The sequence below is a fragment of the Enterobacter cloacae complex sp. EB5 genome, assembly GCF_031432835.1.
GTDB classification, from domain to species: Bacteria; Pseudomonadota; Gammaproteobacteria; order Enterobacterales; family Enterobacteriaceae; genus Enterobacter; species Enterobacter hormaechei_C.
In genome coordinates, this window is sequence record NZ_CP133860.1 from 3655537 (window position 1) to 3679002 (window position 23466).

Consider the following 23466-nt stretch of genomic DNA (forward strand, 5'->3'; position numbering starts at 1 on the left):
ATATATGCCGTTTTTTTCTCCATCCCGACCCGCCGTTTATTCTTATTTACATATCCCCGCGCTATGCTTAACGCCAACTCATTTAATGGATTTATGATTGATGTCGGTATTAAAGAAAAACAGCGCCAGGCAGCGTGACCAGGAGCGTGCGCGGCTCATCTGGCTCCTGACGACCGATAAAGCGGTCACGTCAACGTTATTGGGTAAGCTAACCCTGGCTGAGCAATATGATGTCGGCACGCTGGCCGACGATATTGCTGAGGTAGGTGCGCTGGTTGCACATTTACCACCTCCGGATCTGGCGGACACCCTGGAGGCATTACCTTCCGAAGAGCGCCACGCCCTGTGGCGGCTGGTGCAGGATCACGAGCGCGGTCAGGTACTGCTTGAAGCCTCGGAAAACGTCTGGGATGACCTTATCGATGAGATGAGCGACCGGGACATTCTTGACGCCCTGCAAACGCTGGATATCGATGAGCAGATTTACCTCGTTCAGCATCTTCCGCGCAACCTGACCGGACGCCTGCTGGCTTCCCTGCCTGCTGAAGAGCGGGCGCGCGTGCGTCAGGTGATGCACTACGAGAAAAACAGCGTCGGCGCGATCATGGAGTTTGGCGTCATCACCGTGCGCCCGGACGTCACCCTGGGTACGGTGCAGCGCTATCTTCGTCGCCTGGGCAGTATGCCGGACAACACCGATAAACTGTTCGTCACCTCGCGGGATAAAACCCTGCTCGGGGAGCTGGAGCTGAAAACGATCCTGCTGAACAGCACCCAGCAGCGGGTGAGTGAGGTCATGGAAACCGAGCCGATGGTCTTCTCGCCGGAAGACGATGCCGAAAAAGCCGCGCGTACCTTCGAACGTGATGACCTGGTGAGCGCGGCGGTGGTGGATTCGGTGGGCAAGCTGATGGGGCGTCTGACCATCGATGAGATCGTTGACGTGGTCTATGAAGAGACCGATAACGACCTGCGTGCCCTTGGCGGGATCAGTGCCGAAGATGACGTTCATGCCTCCGTCGGCAAGGCCGTCAAAACCCGCTGGGCGTGGCTCGCCATCAATCTCTGCACCGCGTTCGTGGCGTCCCGCGTTATTGACGGCTTCGAACATACCATTTCCCAGTTGGTGGCCCTGGCGTCGCTGATGCCGATTGTGGCGGGGATCGGCGGGAACACCGGCAACCAGACTATCACCATGATCGTTCGCGCCCTGGCACTGGAAAACATTCAGCCGGGTAATTTTTCGTGGCTGATTTTCAGGGAGATGGGCGTCGCGCTGATTAACGGCCTGGTCTGGGGCGGCATCATGGGCGGCATTACCTGGTGGCTGTACGATGATATGGCGCTGGGCGGGGTCATGATGCTGGCGATGGTGCTGAACCTGCTGGTGGCGGCGATGATGGGCGTGATTATCCCGTTGACCATGACCCGGCTGGGGCGCGACCCCGCGGTGGGGTCGAGCGTGATGATCACCGCCATTACCGATACCGGCGGTTTCTTTATTTTTCTTGGACTGGCGACGATTTTTCTTCTGTAGCCAGCGCTTTTTGCTTAAGTCGGGCAGGGAGGATGAACATCATCACAATCCCGCCCAGCACGCCAACCGCCAGGTTGCCGGTGGAAACCGTTGCCACAACCGTCACCAGCATCACGACGGTTTCAGCCACCGGCGCGTTTTTCAGCGTTCCGGGCTGAACGCTATGCCAGCTAAAGGTCTTGACGGCCACAATGGCCATAATACCCGCCAGTACCGCCATCGGGATTTTGGCCATCACCTCGCTGAGCGCCGTAACCAGCACCAGCAGTACGATGCCCGCCGCAAGGGTGGAGATACGGCTTCTGCCTTTCCCCATCTCCACGTTAACGATGGTCTGCCCAATCATCGCGCAGCCCGCAATGCCGCCGTAGAACCCGGCCATAATATTCCCCACGCCCAGACCGATGCTCTCGCGACGCTTACTCGAGGGGGTAGCAGTCAGTTCGTCCACCAGTTTTGCCGTCAGCAAGGATTCCAGCAGGCCAACGAAAGCGATACTAAGCGCGCACGGCCAGATAATGCTCAGGGTTTCCAGATTGAGCGGCACCAGCAGTTGCGTAAAGCCCGGCAAACCGCCGCCCATGGAACCTTCATCCCCTACCGTCGGCAGGATTTGCCCGCTGGTGACGGTGAACAAAGTCAGCAGCACAATGGCAATCAGCGGGGAGGGCACGCTTTTGATATAGCGTGGCACCCAGAGCACAATCAGCAGCGTCAGCACGAACAGGCCCACAATCAGCGGGCTTCGGCTCCAGAAATGGGGCACCTGGGCAAAGAAAATCAAAATGCCAAGGGCGTTAACAAACCCGGTCATCACCGACTGGGGAATAAAGCGCATCAGCCGCGCCATACCCAGCGCGCCGAACAGGATCTGAATCACGCCTGCCATTACCACCGCGGGCAGAATGTACTGCACGCCGTGTTGATGGACCATCGGGCCAATCACCAGCGCGACGGAACCTGCCGCCGCCGTCACCATGGCCGGACGCCCGCCGAGCAGGGAAAGGGCGAAACAGAGCACCACGGAGGCGATAAGGCTCACTTTCGGATCCACGCCCGCGACCACGGAAAACGAAATCACTTCCGGGATCAGCGCCAGCGCGGTAATCACACCGGCCAGGGTTTCGCGCATCAGACGGTGAGGCGAACGTAAAACAGTGGCGACATGGCCTTCTTCAGGTACAGACGAGTGGGGTAATGACATAACAATTCGCTGGTAGGGGCAGGCTTCCGTGCGCGCGATCACAAAGTGCAGCATCATAGCCAGGAAAATCGCCGGGTGCCAGCCTGTCTGCCAAAACCCTACAAACAATCCATCATTAAATTTCACAATTACAATAATTTCGTAACCTTTAAACAATATTTAAAAGTTGCTACCGTGCCACCGCAGCGTGTTTCACCTGTAATTTCCACGCATCAAGCACTATTCAACTAAGGCATAAATGATGAAAAAAATGACTGCCGTGCTCTTTTCTCTGGCCGTGGGGCTGAACGCCGTCTCGCTGGCGGCGAAGGCTAACGCACCAAAAGAGCAGGAAACGGATGTCCTTTTAATTGGTGGCGGCATCATGAGCGCCACGCTGGGAACGTATCTTCAGGAATTAGAGCCGAACTGGTCCATGACCATGGTCGAGCGCCTTGATGGCGTGGCACAGGAAAGCTCTAACGGCTGGAACAACGCCGGGACGGGGCACTCGGCACTCATGGAACTGAACTATACGCCGCAGAAAAAGGACGGTTCCATTAGTATCGAGAAGGCGGTAGAGATCAACGAAGCGTTCCAGATCTCACGTCAGTTCTGGTCTCACCAGGTGAACAGCGGTGTGTTGCACAATCCGCACTCCTTCATCAACACCGTACCGCATATGAGCTTTGTGTGGGGCGATCAAAACGTCAACTTCCTGCGCGCGCGCTACGCTGCCCTGCAACAGAGCACGCTGTTCCGCGGGATGAAATACTCTGAAGATCACGCTCAAATCAAAGAGTGGGCGCCGCTGGTCATGGAAGGCCGCGATCCGAACCAGAAAGTAGCGGCGACCCGCACTGAAATTGGTACAGACGTTAACTACGGTGAAATCACCCGTCAGCTGGTGTCCTCTCTGAAGAAAAAAGAGAACTTTAACCTGCAACTCAGCTCCGAAGTGCGTGGTTTCAAGCGCAACGCGGATAACAGCTGGAGCGTGACCGTTGCCGATCTGAAAAACAACGAAGCCGAGCATGTGATTAAGGCGAAGTTCGTGTTTATCGGTGCGGGCGGCGCGGCGCTGAAACTGTTGCAGGAGTCCGGTATTCCGGAAGCGGACGACTACGCGGGCTTCCCGGTCGGCGGCCAGTTCCTGGTGTCGGAAAACCCGGAAGTGGTTAACCGTCATCTGGCGAAAGTGTACGGTCAGGCCTCTGTGGGCGCACCACCGATGTCCGTTCCGCATATCGACACCCGCATGCTGGACGGTAAGCGCGTAGTGCTGTTCGGGCCGTTCGCCACATTCTCCACCAAATTCCTGAAAAACGGTTCCCTGTGGGATCTGCTGAGCGCGACCACGACGTCAAACGTCAAGCCAATGATGGACGTGGGGCTGGATAACTTCGATCTGGTGAAATACCTGATTAGCCAGGTGATGCTCTCTGATGAAGAACGCTTCGAGGCGCTGAAAGAGTACTATCCGCAGGCGAAGAAAGAAGACTGGCGTCTGTGGCAGGCGGGTCAGCGCGTGCAGATCATCAAACGCGATCCGAAAGAGGGCGGCGTGCTGCGTCTGGGTACCGAAGTGGTAAGCGATAAGGATGGCACCATTGCCGCGCTGCTGGGGGCATCCCCGGGTGCGTCTACCGCTGCGCCAATCATGCTGCACCTGATGGAAAAAGTGTTTAAGGACAAAGTATCCAGCCCTGAATGGCAGGCGAAGCTGAAAACCATTATTCCATCCTACGGTACGAAGCTGAACGGTAACGTTGAAGCCACGGAACAAGAGCTGGAATACACCAGCCGCGTTCTGCAACTGCAATACGTCAAACCGCAGGCTGCGGATGCTGCGCCACAGGCAGAGCTGAAGCCTCAGGCGGAAAGCAAGCCGGTAGCGGATATCGCGCTGTAAGGTAAACGCAAAACGGTAACATCCGTTACCGTTTTTAGTGTTTTCTCCCTCTCCCGGTGGGCTGAGGGTTCCCCACAAAATAATGCCTGCACAGACGGCCCCCTCTCCCTTGAGGGAGAGGGCTGGGGTGAGGGGGAACATACGGCTCTGGTGGTCATTCCGTTCACGTTATGTTCCTTGCTACTCTGTCACGACATGACCGGTGAACGTGCCAGGGTGGCTCAGTCGCCACCACCCTGGCGACCCGGGCTTCCGGCGGAAAATCGCCGCTTCGCGGTGCCTTCGGCTTATTCCTTCCGGCTTATCGGGGACGGGCGGAGGTAACATCCCTGTAAAGCCCGCCCTCTCGGCGCATCCCTGCGCCTCGCCCCGGCCTACAGGAAACGCCTCAGCGATTTACAGCCGGACCGAGGCATCGCTGAAAGCCCTCAGTGATTCTGAGGCAACGTTATCGCTTTTGCTTTCAAATTACTGGGGAACCCTCTCCCCGGTGGGAGAGGGTTGGGGTGAGGGCACCAGAACGCACCCTTTCCAGGTCGGGTAAGCGTGAGCGCCACCCGACTTATTTTTAACGAACTACCGCTTGTCCTACCGTCTCATCCGCCTTCCATACGCGATATTTCACATCCACGTTTTCCGGGGTGTATACGACGATCGGCAGCTTGCTGTTATAGCGCAGCAGACTGTTATCACCCAGATACGCGGTAATAAATTTCTTCTCTTTCTTGCCGTCCGGGCACGCCATCATAGTGGAGACTGGCGAGGTTACTTTGTCGAAGACATAGTAGTCATAGCCCCAGCCTTCCAGCGTTTTGCTTTCCAGCTGGCCGCCCAGACGATGCTGATTGCAGTCCACTTCCAGCGTCTGGCCGATTAACAGCTCAACTTTGAAATTTGCTTCATCCTGCTGAGCCGGGAGCTGAATAACCTGGCGCTTCATCCCTTTGTCCGCTTGCGGATACGGAGCAACTTTTTCCAGCGGCTGCTCTTTCTGGGTTTCGCTGGCGAAAGCACTGCTGGCGCACGCAGCGGCGATGAGGGCGATGGCAAATTTAGGTGCGTTTTTCACTGTCATTCCTTTTTGTTAAAACGATCCTGGAAAGACTAACATAATGTACGTGAATGGTTGGCGTAATTTACTCACATTTTAATTTTAAGCGGAGTAATGCACTGCTTTTATGCTCTTTTATTGGTTTTTAATGCTGTGTTGGAGTCGGTGCGGCAATCGTGTTATTTTACGCGTTAATTATTGTTATTTATCTGTAAAGGGAGGAGAGATGGTACGGGAAAAACTGAAGACACCTGAAGGCCGCAAGTTCCTGCTGGCGTTACTGGTTGTGTTTATGATTGCTGCTGCATGCGTGGGGCGAGCAACCATTGTCGGTGTGATTGAGCAGTACAACATCCCGCTCTCTGCCTGGACAACCAGCATGTTTGTCCTGCAATCGGCGATGATCTTTGTTTACAGCCTGGTGTTCACCGTGCTGCTGGCGATTCCGCTGGGGATTTTCTTTCTCGGTGGGCGTGAAAAGCACTAAGCATTGTGCATGCGGAGAAGGGCAATAAAAAACCAGCCATAAGCGGCTGGTTTTTTTGTGTAGTTTTGGTCGGCACGAGAGGATTTGAACCTCCGACCCCCGACACCCCATGACGGTGCGCTACCAGGCTGCGCTACGTGCCGACGCATAAAAGGAATACTACTCGATTCCTTTTTGAATGCAAGGGGCAAGCAACGCTAACTGATTCATAAATAATCAGTTAGCGATAAAGCGCTTCTCGTCTGTCAGCACCTGCAACAGCAAACTGAGCTGCGGTTTCTGGTCTTTCAGCTTCTCGCCATCGAGGTTATACGTCTGGTAATTGCCGTTGCTGTTCAGCACCAGGGACAACGTCGGCGTGGTCACCACCAGCGTGTTTCCGCCAGCAGCCGTGACCCAGTTATGACGCCGCGTGGCGCTAAAGAGGTCTTGTCCCTGCGAGTACTCAATGGCCGGTGTGCTGACGTGCAGCAGCCGCTGCATTAACGTGGTCATGACGTCCTTATGGTCGGTGAGCATGTTGATGCGCTGCGCGGGAGTGCCCGGCCAGTGGATCACCAGGGGCACATGCAGGTTCGGACGCGACCAGTCCATGCCCTTCGCCTCGTCGCCGAGCGGCACGCCATGCCCCGCCGTGATAATCACGACCGTATTGTCCAGCTTGCCCGCGTCGCGCAGGGCGGTCAGCACGCGACCGATCTGCGCATCGACATCACCCGCCGCACGGCTATAGCGGCGCGCGAAGCCTTTCTGATTGCTGTCATCAAGCGTTGTGCCGTTAAACGCAACCCAGGAGAACCAGCGGTTATCTTCCTGCGCATAGCGCTTCAGCCAGTCTATCCACTGGTCAGCGGTCCGATCGTCAGACTGGCTCTGCGCGGCGGGTAGTGAGAAATCAGACAGCAGCGCCTGGCGGTACAGCGAGCTGTTGAAACCATCAGAGGCAAACAGCCCCAGCTGGTAGCCCTGCTGATTAAGCCCGGTAATCAATGCCGCCGGAATACGGGCCGACAGCACGCCATCCATATAGCTCGGTGAAATGCCGTAGAACAGGCCGAAAATACCCGCGTCGGTCGAATTACCGGAGCTCATATGCTGAGTGAATACGATGTTGTTCTCAGCGAATTCAGCCAGCGCTGGCATCTGCTTCTCATAGCGGGAATAGTTCAGGCCATCGACGGTAATCAGCAGCACGTTCTGACCGCGGCCCATGTCGCGATATTTCAGATCGCTCAGGGGATACTGCACGCTGACCGCTTCCGGATTACCCTGTTCGACCAGACGACGCTGATACTCCTGCGCGTCCAGCAGGCCGTGTTTTTCGAGGAAACGACGCGCCGTCATCGGATAGGAGAGCGGCAGGTTCGCGCGCTGCATGGTAATCGGGCGGTAGAAGTTCGCATCTGCCCAGATATACATCAGGTGCGAACCGATAAATGAGGCGAAAAAGAGCGCCGCGACGGGCTTCGCATAATGGCGGCGTCGGGTCAGACTGCGGAGTTTTTGCCAGCTCCACGTGGCGAACAGCATTTCGATCAGCAGGATTATCGGCACGCTGATAAACATCAGCTGCCAGTCGCGCGCGGTCTCGTTTTGATCCGGGTTAATCACCAGCTCCCAGACGACAGGATTCAGGTGCAGGTGGAAGCGGGTAAAGACTTCGCTGTCGATCAGCAACAGCGTCATGCCCGCCGTCGCAAGAATGGCGGACAGGAAGCGCATCAGCCGCTGCGACATGACGATAAACGTCAGTGGGAACAGGATCAGCAGATAGGTGGCGAAGACCAGAAAGCTAAAGTGACCAACAAGGCTCATCCATGAGTAGATGCGCCCGGTTAACGTGGTTGGCCAGTCCGCCACAAACAGATAACGGCAACCGAGCACCATCGCCAACAGAATGTTGAACAGGGCAAACCAGTGCCCCCAGCTGACCATCTGGGAGACTTTTTCACGGTAGCGCTGACGATTCGTCACCATAAACTGTTGTTCGTTTCCCTTAGTGTGCCTGGTCGTCGCTAACGGAGGACTGCAAAGCCTGGGCGAAAGATTTGGCGATCGCCTGACGCTGAGCCGGAGCAACGCTGGTATTGATCAGGTTGGTAACCATATTTCCCAAAACCATCAGGGAGAGATCGGTTGGCGTTTTATGTTTTTCCAGTACGTTGACCAGCTCACTGAGCAGTTGTTCAACGTGTTCGTCACTGTAGCGGGAATGTTGTGGCATAAATCAAAATCAGTTTGTTGAGAGAAGGGCGACATATTACCGTAGCAACAGCTTTTTTTCCCCTTTTTTATCTTCTGTTGCACACATGCGTTGGTGGTGGTTGAATACCGCCCGGTCTAAAAGGAGAGTTTATCATGAGTCTGGAAATCAACCAGATTGCCTTGCACCAGCTTATCAAGCGTGATGAGCAAACCCTTGAAGTGGTGCTGCGCGATTCGTTACTGGAACCAACGCCTACCGTTGTCGAGATGATGGCGGAGTTGCATCGCGTCTACAGCGCGAAAAATAAAGCCTATGGCTTGTTCAGCGAAGAGAGCGAACTGGCGGATAGCCTGCGCCTGCAACGTCAGGGCGAAGAGGATTTCCTGGCATTCAGCCGCGCTGCTACTGGCCGTCTGCGTGACGAACTGGCGAAATATCCCTTCGCCGATGGCGGTATCGTCCTGTTCTGCCACTACCGCTATCTGGCGGTAGAGTATCTGCTGGTCACCGTGCTGAATAACTTAAGCAGCATGCGCGTGAACGAGCAGCTGGATATCAGCTCAACGCACTATCTGGATATCAACCATGCGGATATTGTGGCGCGTATCGATTTAACCGAATGGGAAACCAACCCGGAATCAACGCGCTATCTGACCTTCCTTAAAGGCCGCGTGGGCCGCAAAGTGGCGGATTTCTTTATGGACTTCCTCGGCGCCAGCGAAGGGCTCAATGCCAAAGCGCAGAACAAAGGTCTCCTCCAGGCGGTGGATGACTTTACGGCTGAGGCGCAGCTTGATAAATTTGAGCGTCAAAACGTGCGTCAGCAGGTTTACAGCTACTGCAACGAGCAGTTACAGGCCGGGGAAGAGATTGAGCTGGAGTCGCTGTCCAAAGAGCTGGCAGGCGTCAGCGAAGTCAGCTTCCAGGAATTTACTGCGGAAAAAGGCTATGAGCTGGAAGAGAGCTTCCCGGCGGATCGCAGTACGCTGCGTCAGCTGACGAAATTTGCCGGTAGCGGCGGTGGGTTAACCATTAACTTTGATGCCATGCTGCTCGGGGAACGTATCTTCTGGGACCCGGCCACCGACACGCTGACCATTAAAGGCACGCCGCCGAATCTGCGCGACCAGCTCCAGCGTCGCACCTCAGGTGGTAAGTAACAGCCATAAAAAAACCCCGCAAAGGCGGGGTTTTTCTCGACAGGTTTGCGATTACGCGCGAACGAAGTCGATGTGAGTCAGTTTTGGCTTGAACGCGTGACGCTGAACAGCCTGAACTTTCACTTTTTCTTCTTTACCGCCAACAACGATGGTCAGAACTTCGCTGTAGAACTCAGCTTTGGTCTGCATGTTCCATACTTTGTCGTGATCCAGTTCAATAGCAACTGGAGCAGCTTCGCCACCGTAAACGATAGCCGGGAACTTGTTTGCGGTACGCAGGCGGCGGCTCGCACCCTTACCCTGCACGTTACGTACTTCTGCTTCGATAGTGAACATTGATTTCTCTCTGTATTTAAAACCCTACTACAGGCGACCCAGCAGCAGGTGAGTGTTCTGCCTCACGGATGTGAAGCGGGCGGCATTTTATACTCAAATGGCTCGCGCATCAACGAAAAGTCCCGTTAACCGCGCAATTCGTTTGCCCGGCGAAAGCGTCCTTCATAGTCAAAGACCTTCTCACGCACCTGCCAGAACTGCCCTTTTTTACGGGCGACAACAAAATCAGGATGGCGCAGCAACGCCTGCTGGCGCACGATATCGGCCACGGTTATCCAGCGCAGCGGCACGCCAGGCGTGCGGGTATGCGGGCGGATAAAGAGCTGCTCGAACGCGGTGCGCTGGGCGGGCGTCTGGACCCGGAACCGCTCGCTGACGTCTGCGCCATCTTCGTCGTAATAGGTAATTTTTAGCCACTCGCCTTTTTCATCCGCGCCCGGCTGTAAAACCATGCCGGAACAGCGTAGCACCAGCGCATCTTTCAGCTTCAGCGCTGCTTTCAGCATGTCGTCCGGGTCGACCAGGACCGTGTCGCACTCCCGGCAGCGGCGGGCGGCAATGTCGTTTTCGGCATTGCACTGCGGGCAGTTTTTGAAGCGGAAGCGGAAATCACACTGTTCGCGGTGGCCTTCATCGTCTTCAAACCAGCCCTGACAGCGGCGGCCAAAATGTTCGATCAGCGTGCCGTCGGCGGTGGTTTTCCCCCAGAAGGTGTTGGCAAACCCGCAGGCAGGGCAAAAAACCTGAACGGGCACGTTGTCGCTCTTGCCTTTTGGCGTGCCGACTTCCGGCGAATAGAGATCGTGCGGGTTACCGGCGTAATCGAGGATCAGACAGTCGGTTTTGCCCGGCGCCAGGCGCAGCCCGCGGCCAACAATCTGCTGATACAGGCTGACGGATTCCGTCGGGCGAAGAATCGCAATCAGGTCGACGTGCGGGGCGTCAAAGCCGGTGGTTAATACGGAGACATTCACCAGATAGCGGAACCGCTGAGCTTTGAAGGCCTCAATCAGGCTGTCACGCTCCGGGCCGGGGGTTTCACCGGTAATTAACGCCGCGTCGTCGGCGGGCAGCAGCCCCGTAATTTCGCGCGCGTGTTCGACGGTGGCAGCAAAAATCATCACCCCTTTGCGCGTTTGCGCGAACTCTTCAATCTGGCTGATGATATGCGGCGTGATCCGCTTCTGTTTTTTCAGCTCATGGTTAAGATCTGCCTCGCTGAACAGCCCGTTGCTCTGCGCCTGTAAGCGGCTGAAATCGTACTGCACGACGGGCATATCCAGCCGCTCCGGCGGCGTCAGGTAGCCGTGCTTGATCATATAGCGCAGGGGAAGCTCATAGATACAGTCGCGGAACAGGGCCTTTTCATCGCCACGCACCATGCCGTGATAATGAAACTGATAAATCCAGCCCTTGCCCAGACGAAACGGCGTGGCGGTAAGGCCAAGCAGACGGAGGTGAGGATTCACCTTTTTCAGATGAGTGAGGATTTGCTGATACTGGCTGTCGTCGTCATCGCTGATGCGGTGACATTCATCGACAATCAGCAGGGAAAACTCGCTGCGAAACAGCTCCAGGTTGCGTGCAACGGATTGTACGCTGCCAAACACCACTTTTCCGTGGCTCTCTTTGCGCTTCAGCCCGGCGGCAAAAATGTCGGCCTCCAGGCCGAGCGCGCAATATTTGGCGTGGTTTTGCGCCACCAGCTCTTTGACGTGCGCCAGCACCAGCACGCGTCCGCGGGCCAGGCGCGCCAGTTCGGCAATCACCAGGCTTTTACCGGCTCCGGTCGGGAGTACGATGGCGGCGGGCTCCCGATGCTTGCGAAACCAGGCGAGGGTGGCATCAACGGCTTCCTGCTGATAGGGGCGTAATGTGAACGTCATGGCTTCTCTATTCAGTTAACTCGCATATAGTATGCCACGAAACTTTTTCCCTTGAGTGGCGCAACCAGACCATTATACTGAACTGTTTCTGACTGCTTCTTTTTCGGACGCGTAGTCCGACTTCCAGCACCATTAAGGCTAAAAAGATTTCATGCGACTTGATAAGTTTATCGCTCAGCAACTCGGCGTAAGCCGCGCTATTGCCGGGCGTGAAATTCGCGCCAGCCGCGTAACCGTGGACGGCGACATTGTGAAAGACAGCGCTTTTAAACTCCAGCCTGAGCACCAGGTGGAGTATGACGGCAACCCGCTGACCCAGCAGAATGGCCCGCGCTACTTCATGCTCAACAAACCGGAAGGTTACGTCTGTTCAACGGACGATCCGGATCACCCGACGGTGCTCTACTTCCTCGACGAACCTGTGGCGCACAAGCTGCATGCGGCAGGGCGACTGGATATCGATACCACCGGCCTGGTGCTGATGACCGATGACGGCCAGTGGTCGCACCGCATCACCTCCCCGCGCCATCACTGCGAGAAAACCTATCGGGTGACGCTTGAGTCTCCGGTCTCGGATGACACGGCAGAGCAATTCGCGAAAGGCGTTCAGCTGCATAATGAGAAGGATCTGACCAAACCGGCGGTGCTGGAAATCCTCACCCCCACGGATGTCCGTCTGACCATCAGTGAAGGCCGCTACCACCAGGTGAAACGGATGTTTGCCGCCGTGGGCAACCACGTTGTGGGGCTGCATCGTGAACGTATCGGCGCGATTGAACTCGATCCAGACCTGGCGCCAGGGGAATATCGCCCGCTGACGGAAGAAGAGATCGCCAGCGTCGGGCTGCCTTCACGCTAAATTCAGGAGAACCCTGTGACCACCAGGCCACACTCGTCGTTTAAAATTGTATTTATCCTTGGCCTGCTGGCCATGCTGATGCCGCTGTCTATCGATATGTATCTGCCCGCGCTGCCGGTGATTTCCGCGCAGTTTGGCGTACCGGCAGGCAGCGCGCAGATGACGCTCAGCACCTACATTCTTGGTTTTGCCCTCGGTCAGCTCTTTTATGGCCCAATGGCCGACAGCCTGGGGCGTAAACCGGTTATCCTGGGCGGGACATTGATATTTGCCGCGGCGGCGGTGGCCTGCGCGCTGGCGCAGAGTATCGATCAGCTGATTGTGATGCGTTTCTTCCATGGCCTGGCGGCGGCTGCGGCAAGCGTGGTGATTAACGCGCTGATGCGCGACGTTTACCCGAAGGAAGAGTTCTCGCGCATGATGTCGTTCGTCATGCTGGTCACGACCATTGCGCCGCTGGTCGCCCCCATGGTGGGCGGGGCGGTCCTGGTGTGGTTCAGCTGGCATGCGATTTTCTGGATCCTGGCGATTGCCGCGCTGCTGGCCTCGGTGATGATCTTCGTCTTTATCGATGAAACGCTGCCGGTCGAGCGACGTCAGAAGTTCCACATTCGCACCACGCTTGGCAACTTTGCCTCGCTGTTTCGCCATAAGCGTGTGCTGAGCTATATGCTGGCCAGCGGCTTCAGCTTTGCCGGAATGTTCTCGTTCCTGAGCGCGGGGCCGTTTGTGTATATCGAACTGAACCATGTGTCGCCCCAGCATTTTGGCTACTACTTCGCGCTGAATATCGTGTTCCTGTTTGTGATGACCATTATCAACAGCCGCTTCGTCCGGCGAGTTGGGGCGCTGAATATGTTTCGCGCCGGGCTGTGGATCCAGTTCGTAATGGCTATCTGGCTGGTATTGAGCGCGTTACTGGGCGTCGGTTTCTGGGCGCTGGTGGTGGGGGTGGCGGCGTTTGTCGGCTGCGTGTCGATGGTTTCATCCAACGCGATGGCGGTGATCCTCGACGAATTTCCGCATATGGCGGGTACCGCCTCGTCGCTGGCAGGAACGTTCCGTTTCGGGATTGGCGCGATAGTCGGGGCGCTGCTCTCGACGGCGACGTTTAATACCGCCTGGCCGATGCTGTGGGCGATTGCCCTCTGCGCGACCTGCTCTATCCTCTTCTATCTTTACGCCAGCCGGCCGCGAAAGACGGCGCATAAATGACCACTTAAGGCCCGAGACGGGCCTTTTTGTTGACCCATATCAACCAACCCTCCGTTCGTTTAACCTGTGTTTGTTTCTTTTATGTAAAATCTATTTATGTAAAAAGTCACATCATTGTATTTAAAAAGGTTGAGTTAGATCGCAGAAACGGGTACATATAGCGCCGACGCGAGCCTGCAACGCCTATAAAATCCGCTAAACAGTGCAGGTTGGCGATGATGTGTTACTATAAATGTAAATAAATTGTGAAGTAAATTTGCTTCCGGGGATCTGAACGTGAATACATTACAACTCTCCATTGTCCATCGCTTGCCCCAGAGCTATCGCTGGTCGACGGGTTTTGCAGGTTCGAAAGTTGAACCGATTCCGCAAAGCGTTGCCGGGGAGGATAATTGTCTGGTGGCGCTTAAGCTGCTCAGCCCGAGCGATGAAAATGCGTGGCCGGTCATGGAACGTCTCAGCCAGGCGCTGACGGACATCGAAGTGGACAGCTCCGTGCTGGAATGCGAAGGTGAGCCGTGCCTGTTTGTTAACAGCCAGGATGAGTTTGCCGCCACCTGTCGGCTGAAAAACTTCGGCGTGGCCATTGCCGAGCCGTTCTCCGGTCAATATCCTTTCTGAGTGCTAGTCAGCGGACAATAGCTGGCGCGTGTAATCCTGCGTCGGCGCGGTGAATACGCGCTGGCACTCTCCCTGCTCAACGACTTCTCCCTGCCGCAATACCACCACCTGATGGCAAAGCGCACGCACCACCTGTAAATCGTGGCTGATAAAGATATAGGCCAGCCGATGCTTTTCCTGTAGCCCCTTCAGCAGCGCCAGAATTTGCGCCTGCACGGTGCGGTCCAGGGAAGAGGTTGGCTCGTCCAGCACGATCAGCTCCGGTTTGAGGATCAGCGCGCGGGCAATCGCTATACGCTGGCGCTGTCCGCCAGAAAACTCAGCCGGATACCGGTGCCGGGTCTCGGGATCTAAACCCACTTCCGCCATCACCCGCATCACGTCGATTTCACGCTGTTGCGCCGTCATTGTCGGCTGGTGGACGCGCAGGCCCTCCTCAATAATCTGCAAAACGCTCAGGCGCGGGTTAAGCGAAGAGTTTGGATCCTGAAATACCACCTGCATCCGCGGGCGGACGGGGAGCATCATCCGGCGATTCAGGTTTTGCAGCGGCATGCCGTCAAAGACAATGCTTCCCTGAGAGGCGATCAGGCGCAGCAGCGCCAGACCGGTGGTGCTTTTGCCCGAGCCGGATTCGCCCACAAGCCCAAGCGACTCGCCCGGACGCAGAGCGAAGCTCATGCCTTTCAGGACATGATTGTGATCGACCACGCGACGCAAAATGCCTTTGCGGATCGGGAATGACACCGACAGCCCTTCAACCCTCAGCAACGGCACGCTGTCAGCGTTAAGCGGTACCGGGTCGCCAGCGGGTTCGCTATCGAGCAGGCGCTGTGTATACGGGTGCTGAGGCGCGCTCAGGAGGGCGGATGCCCGGTTCTGTTCCACGCAGCGGCCGTTTTGCATCACGGCCACCGTGTCAGCAAGCTTTCTCACGATGCTCAGGTTGTGCGTAATAAACAGCAGGCTCATGTTCAGCTCGTCGCGCAGTTCGCGCAACAGTTGCAGAATTTGTGCCTGCACCGTGACGTCCAGCGCGGTAGTGGGTTCATCGGCAATCAGCAGTTCGGGGCGCGTGAGCAGGGCCATTGCGATCATCACGCGCTGGCGCTCGCCGCCGGAAAGCTGGTGCGGGAAATCGTTCAGCCGTTTCGCGGCATTACGAATACCGGTGCGTTCAAGGCAGTCGAGAATTTCACCCCGCGCTGCCTCTTTACGCATTCCCCGATGAAGGGACAGCACTTCATAGAGCTGTTTTTCCAGCGTATGCAGAGGGTTGAGCGACACCATCGGCTCCTGAAAAATCATGGCGATGTTGTTGCCACGAATGCCGCGCAGGGTTTGCTCGTCAGCGTTCAGCAGCGATTGTCCATGGAACAGAATATCCCCCTGCGGATAGCTGACCGGCGGGGAAGGGAGCAGGCGCAGCACCGACAGCGCCGAAACGCTCTTACCGGAGCCGGATTCCCCGACCAGCGCCAGCGTCTCTCCGCGCTGGATCTGCAACGATAAATCCGTCACCACCGTGCGTGATTCGCCCTGTTTTGAAAACGCAATCGACAGGTTCTCTATGCTCAGAAGAGGCCGGGTCATGTCATACCGCCTTGTTGGGATCGAAGGCATCGCGCACGGCTTCGCCAATAAAAATCAGCAGGGAAAGGAGCACCGCCACGGAGAGGAATGCGGCGATGCCCAGCCAGGGGGCCTGGAGATTGTTTTTGCCCTGCAACAGCAGTTCGCCAAGGGACGGTGAGCCCAGCGGCAAACCGAAACCAAGAAAATCAAGCGACGTCAGGGTGGTGATGGAGCTGCACAAAATAAACGGCAGGAAGGTAAGGGTCGCCACCACCGCATTGGGAAGCATGTGACGGAAGATGATTGCGCCATCGCTCACGCCTAACGCCTGCGCGGCGCGAATATAGTCGTAATTTCGCGTACGCAGAAACTCCGCGCGCACCACGCCGACCAGCGCCATCCAGCCGAACAGGACGGTGATCCCGAGCAGCCACCAGAAGCCAGGCTGTACCACGCTGGACAGCAGGATAATCAGAAACAGCGTCGGCATACCGGACCAGACTTCAATCACGCGCTGTCCCCATAAATCTATTTTACCCCCGTAATAGCCCTGCACGGCGCCCGCCACAACGCCCATTACGCTGCTAAAGAGCGTCAGCAGCAGCCCAAACAGGAGCGAGATGCGGGTGCCATAGAGGATGCGCGCCAGCACATCGCCGCCGTTGGCGTCCGTTCCCAGCCAGTTTTGCGCGGAAGGCGGCGAAGGGAAGGGGGTGGACGTGGCGAAGTTAATACTGTTCGCGCCAAAACGAATCGGCGCCCAGATAGCCCAGCCGTGCTGCGCGATCTGTTCACGTAACCAGGGATCCTGGTACTCGGCTGGCGTCGCAAACGGGCCGCCAAAATCGCTTTCGCTGTAGGTGGTCAGCACCGGCACATACCAGCGGTCTTTGAAATGCACCAGCAGGGGTTTATCGTTGGCAATCAGTTCCGAACACATACTTAAGGCGAACAGGACGGCGAAGATCCACAGCGACCAGTAGCCGCGACGGTTGTGGCGAAAACGCGCCCAGCGGGCCTGATTGACGGGGCTTAAACGCGACATCAGCGGCCCTCAAAATCGATACGGGGATCGACCAGCGTATAGCTGATATCGCTGATGATGTTCAGCAGCAGGCCGATCAGGGTGAAAATGTAGAGTGTGCCAAACATCACCGGATAATCACGGGAGACGGTGGCTTCATAGCCCAGCAGCCCTAATCCGTTAAGCGAGAACATCACCTCTATCAGCAGCGAGCCGGTAAAAAACATACTGATGAACGTGGCGGGGAAACCGGCAATCACCAGCAGCATGGCGTTACGAAAAACGTGCTTCCACATGATCTGCTTTTCACCGACGCCTTTGGCGCGCGCGGTGACGACGTACTGTTTGCGGATCTCATCAAGAAAGGCGTTTTTGGTCAGCATCGTAAGCGCCGCAAAACCGCCGATGACCGTCGCCAGCACCGGCAGCGTGATATGCCAGAAGTAATCGGTGATTTTCTGATACCACGGCAGGGTGCTGAAATCCGCAGAGACCAGCCCGCGCAGCGGGAAGAGGTCGAAATAACTGCCGCCTGCGAAAAAGACAATCAGCAGCACGGCAAACAGAAACGCCGGGATAGCGTAGCCGATGATAATAAACGTGCTGCTCCAGATATCGAAACGGCTACCGTTGTAGACCGCTTTCCTTATCCCCAGCGGAATAGAGACCAGATAAATAATCAGCGTCCCCCACAGTCCGAGCGTGATGGAAACCGGCAGGCTTTCTTTGATCAGGGTTAACACCGAGGCGCTGCGAAACAGGCTGTCGCCAAAATCGAAACGGACATAATTCCAGAGCATCCTGAAATAGCGCTCGTGCAGCGGCTTGTCAAAACCATAGCGATGGGTGATCTCGGCGATCACCTCCGGATCCAGTCCCCGACCGCCCCGGTAGTGGCTTTCGCTGATATTGCCCACGCCCGTCCGGGCATGGCTGGCCCCCATTCCTTCACCGCCGCCGCCCGGCATGCCGCCAGCGTGACCAAATTCTATTGCCGCAATCGCCTGGTCCACCGGGCCGCCGGGAGCGATCTGGACGATAAAAAAGTTAATGGTAATGATGGCCCACAGCGTCGGGATCACTAACAGCAGCCGGCGGATAAGATAAGCGCCCATCATCACTCCTTAACGCCGCTCTGCGGGCAATTTTGCGGCTTTATTCACGTCATACCACCAGGTGTCAAAGCCGAGGGTGTAGACCGGGCGAACGGCAGGCAGGGAGAATTTATCCCAGCGGGCCACGCGATCTTCGCCCATATACCACATCGGCAGCATATAATAGTTCCAGGTTAATACCCGATCGAGCGCGCGGCCAAGCGGCAGAAGCTTGTTCTTATCGCCCTGAGCGGCGACAATTTTTGCAATCAGCGCATCAATCACCGGGCTCTTTACCCCCGGGGCGTTGTAGGAGGAGTCGATATACCCCGATGCCCAGGAGATTTGCAGATCTGAACTCGGCCACGGCTGCGCGGCCCACAGGGCCTGCATCATGTCGTAATCGCGACTGCGCTTGCGGTTGGTCAACTGGGCCATATCGACCTGGCGGATATTCATGGTAACGCCAAGCCGGGCAAGGTTCTTCTTAAACGGCAGCACCCACTGATCGTTTGCGCCGGAGGCAATCAGCAGTTCGAAGCTGAGCGGTTTGCCGGTTTGCGCATTCACCCGTTGCCGGTTTTTCAGCACCCAGCCAGCGTCATCCAGCAGGTTGCTGGCTTTCAGCAGGTTGTCCCGGTCGAACCCGTTTCCGTCGGATTTGGGCGGTTCAAATACGCGGGTGAACACCTCCGGCGGGAGCTCCGCTTTCATTGGCGCCAGCAAAACCAGCTCGTCCGCGTGGGGATAATCACGGGCGGCATATTCAGTATTCTGGAAATAGCTGTTCGCCCGGCTGTAGGCTCCGTAAAACAGCGCTTTGTTCATCCATTCAAAATCAAACGCCAGGGTAATGGCTTCACGCACCCGACGATCGGAAAAAACCGGGCGCTGAATATTAAACGCCAGCCAGCGCGTGTCCTGCGCTGATTCGTTTTTGTGTTCGTCTTTAACGATATAGCCTTTCGCGAAATTTTTTCCGATATAGCGGGTCGCCCAGTTTTTGGCGCTGTTCTCGACACGTAAATCAAACGCGCCCGCCTTAAATGCCTCGAAGGCCACGTTATCATCCAGGTAGTAGTCGTAGCGGATTGTATCGAAGTTCCAGCGGCCCCGGTTTACCGGCAGCGTGGCTGCCCAGTAATCTTTCACCCGGGAATAGATCACGTACTGGCCCATTCGCCAGTCGGTAATGCGATACGGCCCTCCCGCCAGCGGCGGGGTAGAGAGGGGATCGCTCAGCTTATGGTTTTTCCAGAAGGATTCGGGCATGACGGGCAGGGAGAACAGGCTCAGCATATTCTCTTTGTTCGGCTCAGGGAGTTCGATGCGCACGGTCAGCGGGGCGATGGCTTTCACCGTGGTGCCCTTGTACACCAGACGAAACTGCGGCACGCCTTCGGTCATAAATTTATGAAAGGTGAACGCCACGTCACGGGCGCTAACCGGCGTACCGTCGTGAAAACGCGCCCGCGGATTAATCGCGATTTCTGCCCAGCTGAAATCATCGGCGTAACGCACGTTCTCCGCGACCAGGGGATAATAGCTGCCGGGCTCGTCGTCGGAGGTGACGAACAGCGTGTCATAGAGGGATTCGGTACGCGCTGCCGCTACGCCGCGCAGGGCAAAGCGGTTAAAGTTGTCAAACGTTCCCGTGGCGGAAAGCGTCACGTTTCCGCCTTTCGGGGCGGCGGGGTTAACGTAATCGTAATGGTTAAAGTTAACCGCGTACTTCGGCTCGCCAATGACGGCAAAGGCCGTGCTCTCTTTGATGGTCTGCGCCTGGCTCGACAGGCTCACCAGCGCCAACAGCGTCAACACAACGCGCATAATCATAGTGCGGCGGATCCCTTTGTTCACAGGCAGGCTCGGTTGAACAGAATAATAAGGGACAGCGCGGTGATTGTGAAATTATTCCCCGAGCGTGATGTCGGGTTGCCACGTCCTGAACTGCTCCAGCGGCATCGGGCGGCCGATCCAGTAGCCCTGAAGATAGTTCACGCCATGCTCGCGTAGCCACGCCGCCTGCTCCGGCGTTTCAACACCCTCGGCGACGGTTATCATATTCAGACGTTCTGCCAGCGTCAGCACCGCGTCAAGCACTGGCGAGGTGACGGTTTCAGTCCCGATGGCATTCACGAAGCCACGGTCAATTTTCAGGTAATCCATCGTGAAGCGTTCCAGATAGATCAGCGCGCTGTGGCCGGTGCCAAAATCATCGATGGCGATTTCAAAACCTTCTTCGTGCAGCCATTCGAACAGCTGATTAGCCTCGCGGTGGTTGATCATATCGCGCTCGGTTATTTCCAGCACAATCTGGAAGTGATCGGGTGGAAGGGCGGCGGCAAACGCGCGCATATCCTCTTTAAAGCTTTCCGCATGCAGATGCCCGGGCGCGATGTTGATCCCAAACTTGGCCCCAGGCGGGAGCACCGTTTGCAGGACAGGGGCATCGCGGATAATCAGGTCAAAAAGATGCAGCGTCAGCGGGACAATCAGCTTCTGCGCTTCAGCGAAATTAATAAAGGCATCCGGTGGAATTTCTCCCATCACCGGATGCTTCCAGCGCATCAGGACTTCCAGCCCGGTCATTTTGAGCGACTGCGCATCCACGACGGGTTGATAGACCACGTAAAACTGGTCGCGCTTGATGGCCGTGAGGATCTCTTTCCCCGGATTAAGACGGATAGTAAGAATATAGAAATTCAACAGGCCCGCCGCGATCCCGCAGACCAGGCCGAAAAACAGGGCGTACAGCACTTCATCGGTCGTCCAGGCTTCCGCATAAACATGGATGGTCAGAGGCACATTTTTCAGCGTGGCGGTACGGACCGGGATATCAGGCAAATCACGCGCAGGGACCAGCGTTCCGGAATGGGTTGATAACGCATAATCGCCAATAATGATGGAAATACCGGCAAACTCATCCTGTCGTGAGGTGTAGAGAAGGTACGGGGTCAGGTTGAGATTTACGGAGGTAAACACACCGCCGTCTTTCACCAGTGGGTTGCGATACCAGATGGCAATCGCGGGCTTGTCCGGCATCATGGGGGTGCCCGGCAGGAGCGCCATATCAACCTGTTTATTGATGTGCAGTTCAGGAATAAGCGCTTGCAGGGGGACATTCATCGGGCCGGTGGCGGAAGAGCAGTAGGCGTATTTATCCCTGACCAGCAAAAAGGCGCGCACGTTGATGCTAAAGGCCGCCCGGGAGGTCAGGGCGGCACTCACTTCCTCGCAGCTGTTCAGCGTGAGTGGCTGGAGCGTATCAATCGACATTTTGAGCTCATCGAAATAGCTCTCCATATAGACGCGTAAATCGGTAATGAGGGTATCGAATCTGACGTCTCGCTTGTGGTAACTCCAGTAAAACTGTAATGCTCCCAGAAGCAGGGCAGTGAATAACCCCGTAAGGAAACTGAGAAACAGTATCTTGCGGTTGCTGGAGAAGTAGCGGGTAAACATAGATGTCGTAATTCCTGAAATGCCGCTGGATAGTTATCAGTGTAACGGGCAAAAAAAAACACTGCCGGAGCAGTGCTTTTTTTATCGTATCGCCAGCCAAGGGATAACCAACGATACGACAGCAATATTAACTACGGCTCAGAACGCGGCGAGCTTCGTTGTAGCGCTTCTTCCAGTAAGGTTCGTTCATGCTGGAAATCGTCACACCACTGCTGGTGGAAGCATGGACAAACTGATCGTTACCGATATAGATGCCAACGTGTCGACCGGTTGAACCCGCTCTGAACAGGACTAAATCGCCCGTGCGCAGTTTAGTGCGCGAAATGGATTTGCCCATCTCCTGCTGTTCATAAGTAGAACGCGGAAGGTCTAACCCAAACTGCTCACGGAACGTACGCTGTACGAACGCGGAACAATCAATACCTTTCTTGGTGCTGCCGCCCAGACGGTAACGCACGCCTTTCCAGTCAGCATACTGATCCATAATACGCGACTTAACGTCGAGATTACGTACCATATTTTCAAATTCATCCTGAGAGGCTTGCAGTGAGGAGGAATCTTCCATTCCCACAACACGCGTCTCAGGATGCATATTCTTCGCGGTATTCGTCGTACTACATGCCGAAAGCAGAACCGCCACTGCAATCGCCGGGATCCCCCGCAAGATATATCTCAAGATTGGTTGAGATTTGACCATTTTGTTTGTTTTCCCTTGAAGTCCTTAACGAAAATATCGTTATAAAAATGCCAACCGTGACGAGACTAATTATCTGTTCACAATGAGACAATTCTTTATGGTGAAAACTGTGGCTCAACGCACAAAATTATTCACCATGATAATAATTATCTCAGTGGGGCAAAACGAGTTCGAGGTTAACCGATTGCACGGGGTATTGCGAGCAAAAAAGTCCGATTTTTTATAAGAAAATGTGATACACAAAGTTACAGCGCGGAATTGCTCAAAATGCCGCCATTCATACCGGTAATCCCCGCAATTGCTTCATTTTTATCACGAATAGTATGACGGGATGATGACAGCGTTGAATGACGCCGCAAAGAAGTGACTCAGGGATCGAAAACGATCCCTGATGAATGGTGTTAATTTTCGTTATTTATTTGTTTCCGGCTTGTTTAAATTTGCCGGGAAGATAGCGATCAAAAATGGCTATTATGCGATCGCTCAGGGGGGTCATCAGCACCCACGGTAAACCAATTAACACCGCCGTGAGGGAGCCTACGGCGATATCTGTCAGCCAGTGCGCGCCAATCATCACCCGCGGGAATGCAAATACCACCACAATAACCAGGGCGATGGCGAAGGCTTTTTTACCAAAATAGCGCAGCATGAAGCCTGCGAAAATCAGCAGCATCATACCGTGGTCGCCCGGGAAACTGTCCTTCGAGGCGTCTTTGGTTGGAATATGAAGCAGCTCGCTGACGCGGTTAATATTCGGGAAAAAGAGCGACGGACTGGCGCGTTTAACCGGCATCAGATGCTGCGCCAGCTGGTTGATAATCACCGCAGCCAGCAGCATCACCAGACCGATAATCAGAATACGGCGACGACCCGTTTTGTCTTCCTTCAGCCAGAAGGAGAGCATCAGACAGCCCATTGCCAGCAGCGAACAGCCGTCAAACGCGCGGTTGTTGGTGATCGCCACCAGCCACAGGAAGGCTTCACTCTTCGCCAGCGCCTGGTTAAAGAAATGGAACAGCCCGGAATCCAGCGGGAACCAGAAACCGTGATCCGCCGGGATATACCAGGAGAAAAAGATCGCCAGACCGGCGGCGTTGAGCAATAAAATAGCAGGAAGTCGAGTCGTCATAGTCTTCAGCAATGTGTGAAATCAGGGGC

General features: G+C 55.7%; 20 protein-coding genes and 1 tRNA gene. 7 read left to right on the plus strand and 14 right to left on the minus strand.

Annotated elements, in window-relative coordinates; translation table 11 throughout:
* The first annotated feature begins 100 nt into the window (after positions 1–100).
* Complete coding sequence (mgtE, locus tag RHN82_RS17600; protein ID WP_006811337.1) at positions 101–1537, plus strand: magnesium transporter; 1437 nt, start codon at positions 101–103, stop codon at positions 1535–1537.
* Here the strand turns inward: mgtE and RHN82_RS17605 are convergent.
* A complete protein-coding gene (locus RHN82_RS17605; RefSeq protein ID WP_047053606.1) occupies positions 1500–2795 on the minus strand; it encodes a SulP family inorganic anion transporter in 1296 nt (431 codons plus the stop codon). The two genes, mgtE and RHN82_RS17605, sit on opposite strands and share 38 nt — an antisense overlap.
* 187 nt (positions 2796–2982) lie before the next feature.
* Between RHN82_RS17605 and mqo the strand changes: the two genes are divergently transcribed.
* A complete protein-coding gene (mqo, locus tag RHN82_RS17610) occupies positions 2983–4632 on the plus strand; it encodes a malate dehydrogenase (quinone) (protein ID WP_047053334.1) in 1650 nt (549 codons plus the stop codon).
* A 568-nt stretch (positions 4633–5200) separates the two neighbouring features.
* On the opposite strand, the gene eco is transcribed toward mqo, so the two are convergent.
* Complete coding sequence (eco, locus tag RHN82_RS17615) at positions 5201–5707, minus strand: serine protease inhibitor ecotin (RefSeq protein ID WP_047053336.1); 507 nt, start codon at positions 5705–5707, stop codon at positions 5201–5203.
* A gap of 202 nt (positions 5708–5909) precedes the next feature.
* On the opposite strand from eco, the gene RHN82_RS17620 reads away from it, so the two are divergent.
* A complete protein-coding gene (locus RHN82_RS17620; protein WP_006811332.1) occupies positions 5910–6170 on the plus strand; it encodes a DUF2534 family protein in 261 nt (86 codons plus the stop codon).
* Between the two features lie 66 nt (positions 6171–6236).
* Here RHN82_RS17620 and RHN82_RS17625 read toward each other — a convergent pair.
* The 3 genes from RHN82_RS17625 to RHN82_RS17635 all read right to left on the minus strand — a co-directional run bounded on the left by RHN82_RS17625 (position 6237) and on the right by RHN82_RS17635 (position 8394).
* Positions 6237–6313: transfer RNA gene (locus RHN82_RS17625), tRNA-Pro, on the minus strand.
* A gap of 73 nt (positions 6314–6386) precedes the next feature.
* Entirely contained in the window at positions 6387–8147 is a 1761-nt protein-coding gene (gene yejM / locus RHN82_RS17630) for an LPS biosynthesis-modulating metalloenzyme YejM (protein ID WP_047053337.1), read from the minus strand.
* Between the two features lie 19 nt (positions 8148–8166).
* On the minus strand, positions 8167–8394 hold the full coding sequence (locus tag RHN82_RS17635) for a YejL family protein (RefSeq protein ID WP_001135586.1): 228 nt from the start codon (positions 8392–8394) through the stop codon (positions 8167–8169).
* A gap of 134 nt (positions 8395–8528) precedes the next feature.
* Here RHN82_RS17635 and yejK point away from each other — a divergent pair, with 134 nt between their 5' ends.
* Positions 8529–9536, plus strand: coding sequence for a nucleoid-associated protein YejK (gene yejK / locus RHN82_RS17640; RefSeq protein WP_047053340.1), 1008 nt, complete (start codon positions 8529–8531; stop codon positions 9534–9536).
* A gap of 51 nt (positions 9537–9587) precedes the next feature.
* Here the strand turns inward: yejK and rplY are convergent, their stop codons facing one another.
* Both rplY and RHN82_RS17650 read right to left on the minus strand, forming a co-directional pair.
* A complete protein-coding gene (rplY, locus tag RHN82_RS17645; protein WP_003859376.1) occupies positions 9588–9872 on the minus strand; it encodes a 50S ribosomal protein L25 in 285 nt (94 codons plus the stop codon).
* 125 nt (positions 9873–9997) lie between these two features.
* Positions 9998–11758 (minus strand): DEAD/DEAH box helicase, encoded by a 1761-nt coding sequence (locus RHN82_RS17650; protein ID WP_047053341.1) that lies wholly within the window; start codon positions 11756–11758, stop codon positions 9998–10000.
* 151 nt (positions 11759–11909) lie between these two features.
* On the opposite strand from RHN82_RS17650, the gene rsuA reads away from it, so the two are divergent.
* The 3 genes from rsuA to RHN82_RS17665 all read left to right on the plus strand — a co-directional run bounded on the left by rsuA (position 11910) and on the right by RHN82_RS17665 (position 14453).
* Entirely contained in the window at positions 11910–12617 is a 708-nt protein-coding gene (gene rsuA / locus RHN82_RS17655; RefSeq protein ID WP_045341042.1) for a 16S rRNA pseudouridine(516) synthase RsuA, read from the plus strand.
* 15 nt (positions 12618–12632) lie between these two features.
* Complete coding sequence (locus RHN82_RS17660) at positions 12633–13832, plus strand: Bcr/CflA family multidrug efflux MFS transporter (RefSeq protein ID WP_017383400.1); 1200 nt, start codon at positions 12633–12635, stop codon at positions 13830–13832.
* A gap of 276 nt (positions 13833–14108) precedes the next feature.
* A complete protein-coding gene (locus RHN82_RS17665; protein WP_003859372.1) occupies positions 14109–14453 on the plus strand; it encodes a YejG family protein in 345 nt (114 codons plus the stop codon).
* A 3-nt stretch (positions 14454–14456) separates the two neighbouring features.
* Here the strand turns inward: RHN82_RS17665 and yejF are convergent, their stop codons facing one another.
* The 7 genes from yejF to RHN82_RS17700 form a co-directional block, all read right to left on the minus strand.
* Positions 14457–16046, minus strand: coding sequence for a microcin C ABC transporter ATP-binding protein YejF (gene yejF / locus RHN82_RS17670; protein WP_047053344.1), 1590 nt, complete (start codon positions 16044–16046; stop codon positions 14457–14459).
* Position 16047: 1 nt separating this feature from the next.
* Positions 16048–17073, minus strand: a complete 1026-nt coding sequence (locus RHN82_RS17675) for a microcin C ABC transporter permease (RefSeq protein WP_015572302.1) — start codon at positions 17071–17073, stop codon at positions 16048–16050.
* Positions 17073–18167, minus strand: a complete 1095-nt coding sequence (locus tag RHN82_RS17680) for a microcin C ABC transporter permease YejB (protein WP_047053345.1) — start codon at positions 18165–18167, stop codon at positions 17073–17075. Before RHN82_RS17680 ends, RHN82_RS17675 begins: the two co-directional genes overlap by 1 nt.
* 9 nt (positions 18168–18176) lie before the next feature.
* Entirely contained in the window at positions 18177–19982 is a 1806-nt protein-coding gene (locus tag RHN82_RS17685; protein WP_047053348.1) for an extracellular solute-binding protein, read from the minus strand.
* Positions 19983–20057: 75 nt separating this feature from the next.
* Entirely contained in the window at positions 20058–21611 is a 1554-nt protein-coding gene (locus RHN82_RS17690; RefSeq protein ID WP_047053349.1) for a cyclic di-GMP phosphodiesterase, read from the minus strand.
* A 127-nt stretch (positions 21612–21738) separates the two neighbouring features.
* Positions 21739–22308 (minus strand): bifunctional murein DD-endopeptidase/murein LD-carboxypeptidase, encoded by a 570-nt coding sequence (gene mepS, locus RHN82_RS17695; RefSeq protein ID WP_003859364.1) that lies wholly within the window; start codon positions 22306–22308, stop codon positions 21739–21741.
* Positions 22309–22723: 415 nt separating this feature from the next.
* A complete protein-coding gene (locus RHN82_RS17700) occupies positions 22724–23437 on the minus strand; it encodes a phosphatase PAP2 family protein (RefSeq protein ID WP_047053350.1) in 714 nt (237 codons plus the stop codon).
* Between the last annotated feature and the right edge of the window lie 29 nt (positions 23438–23466).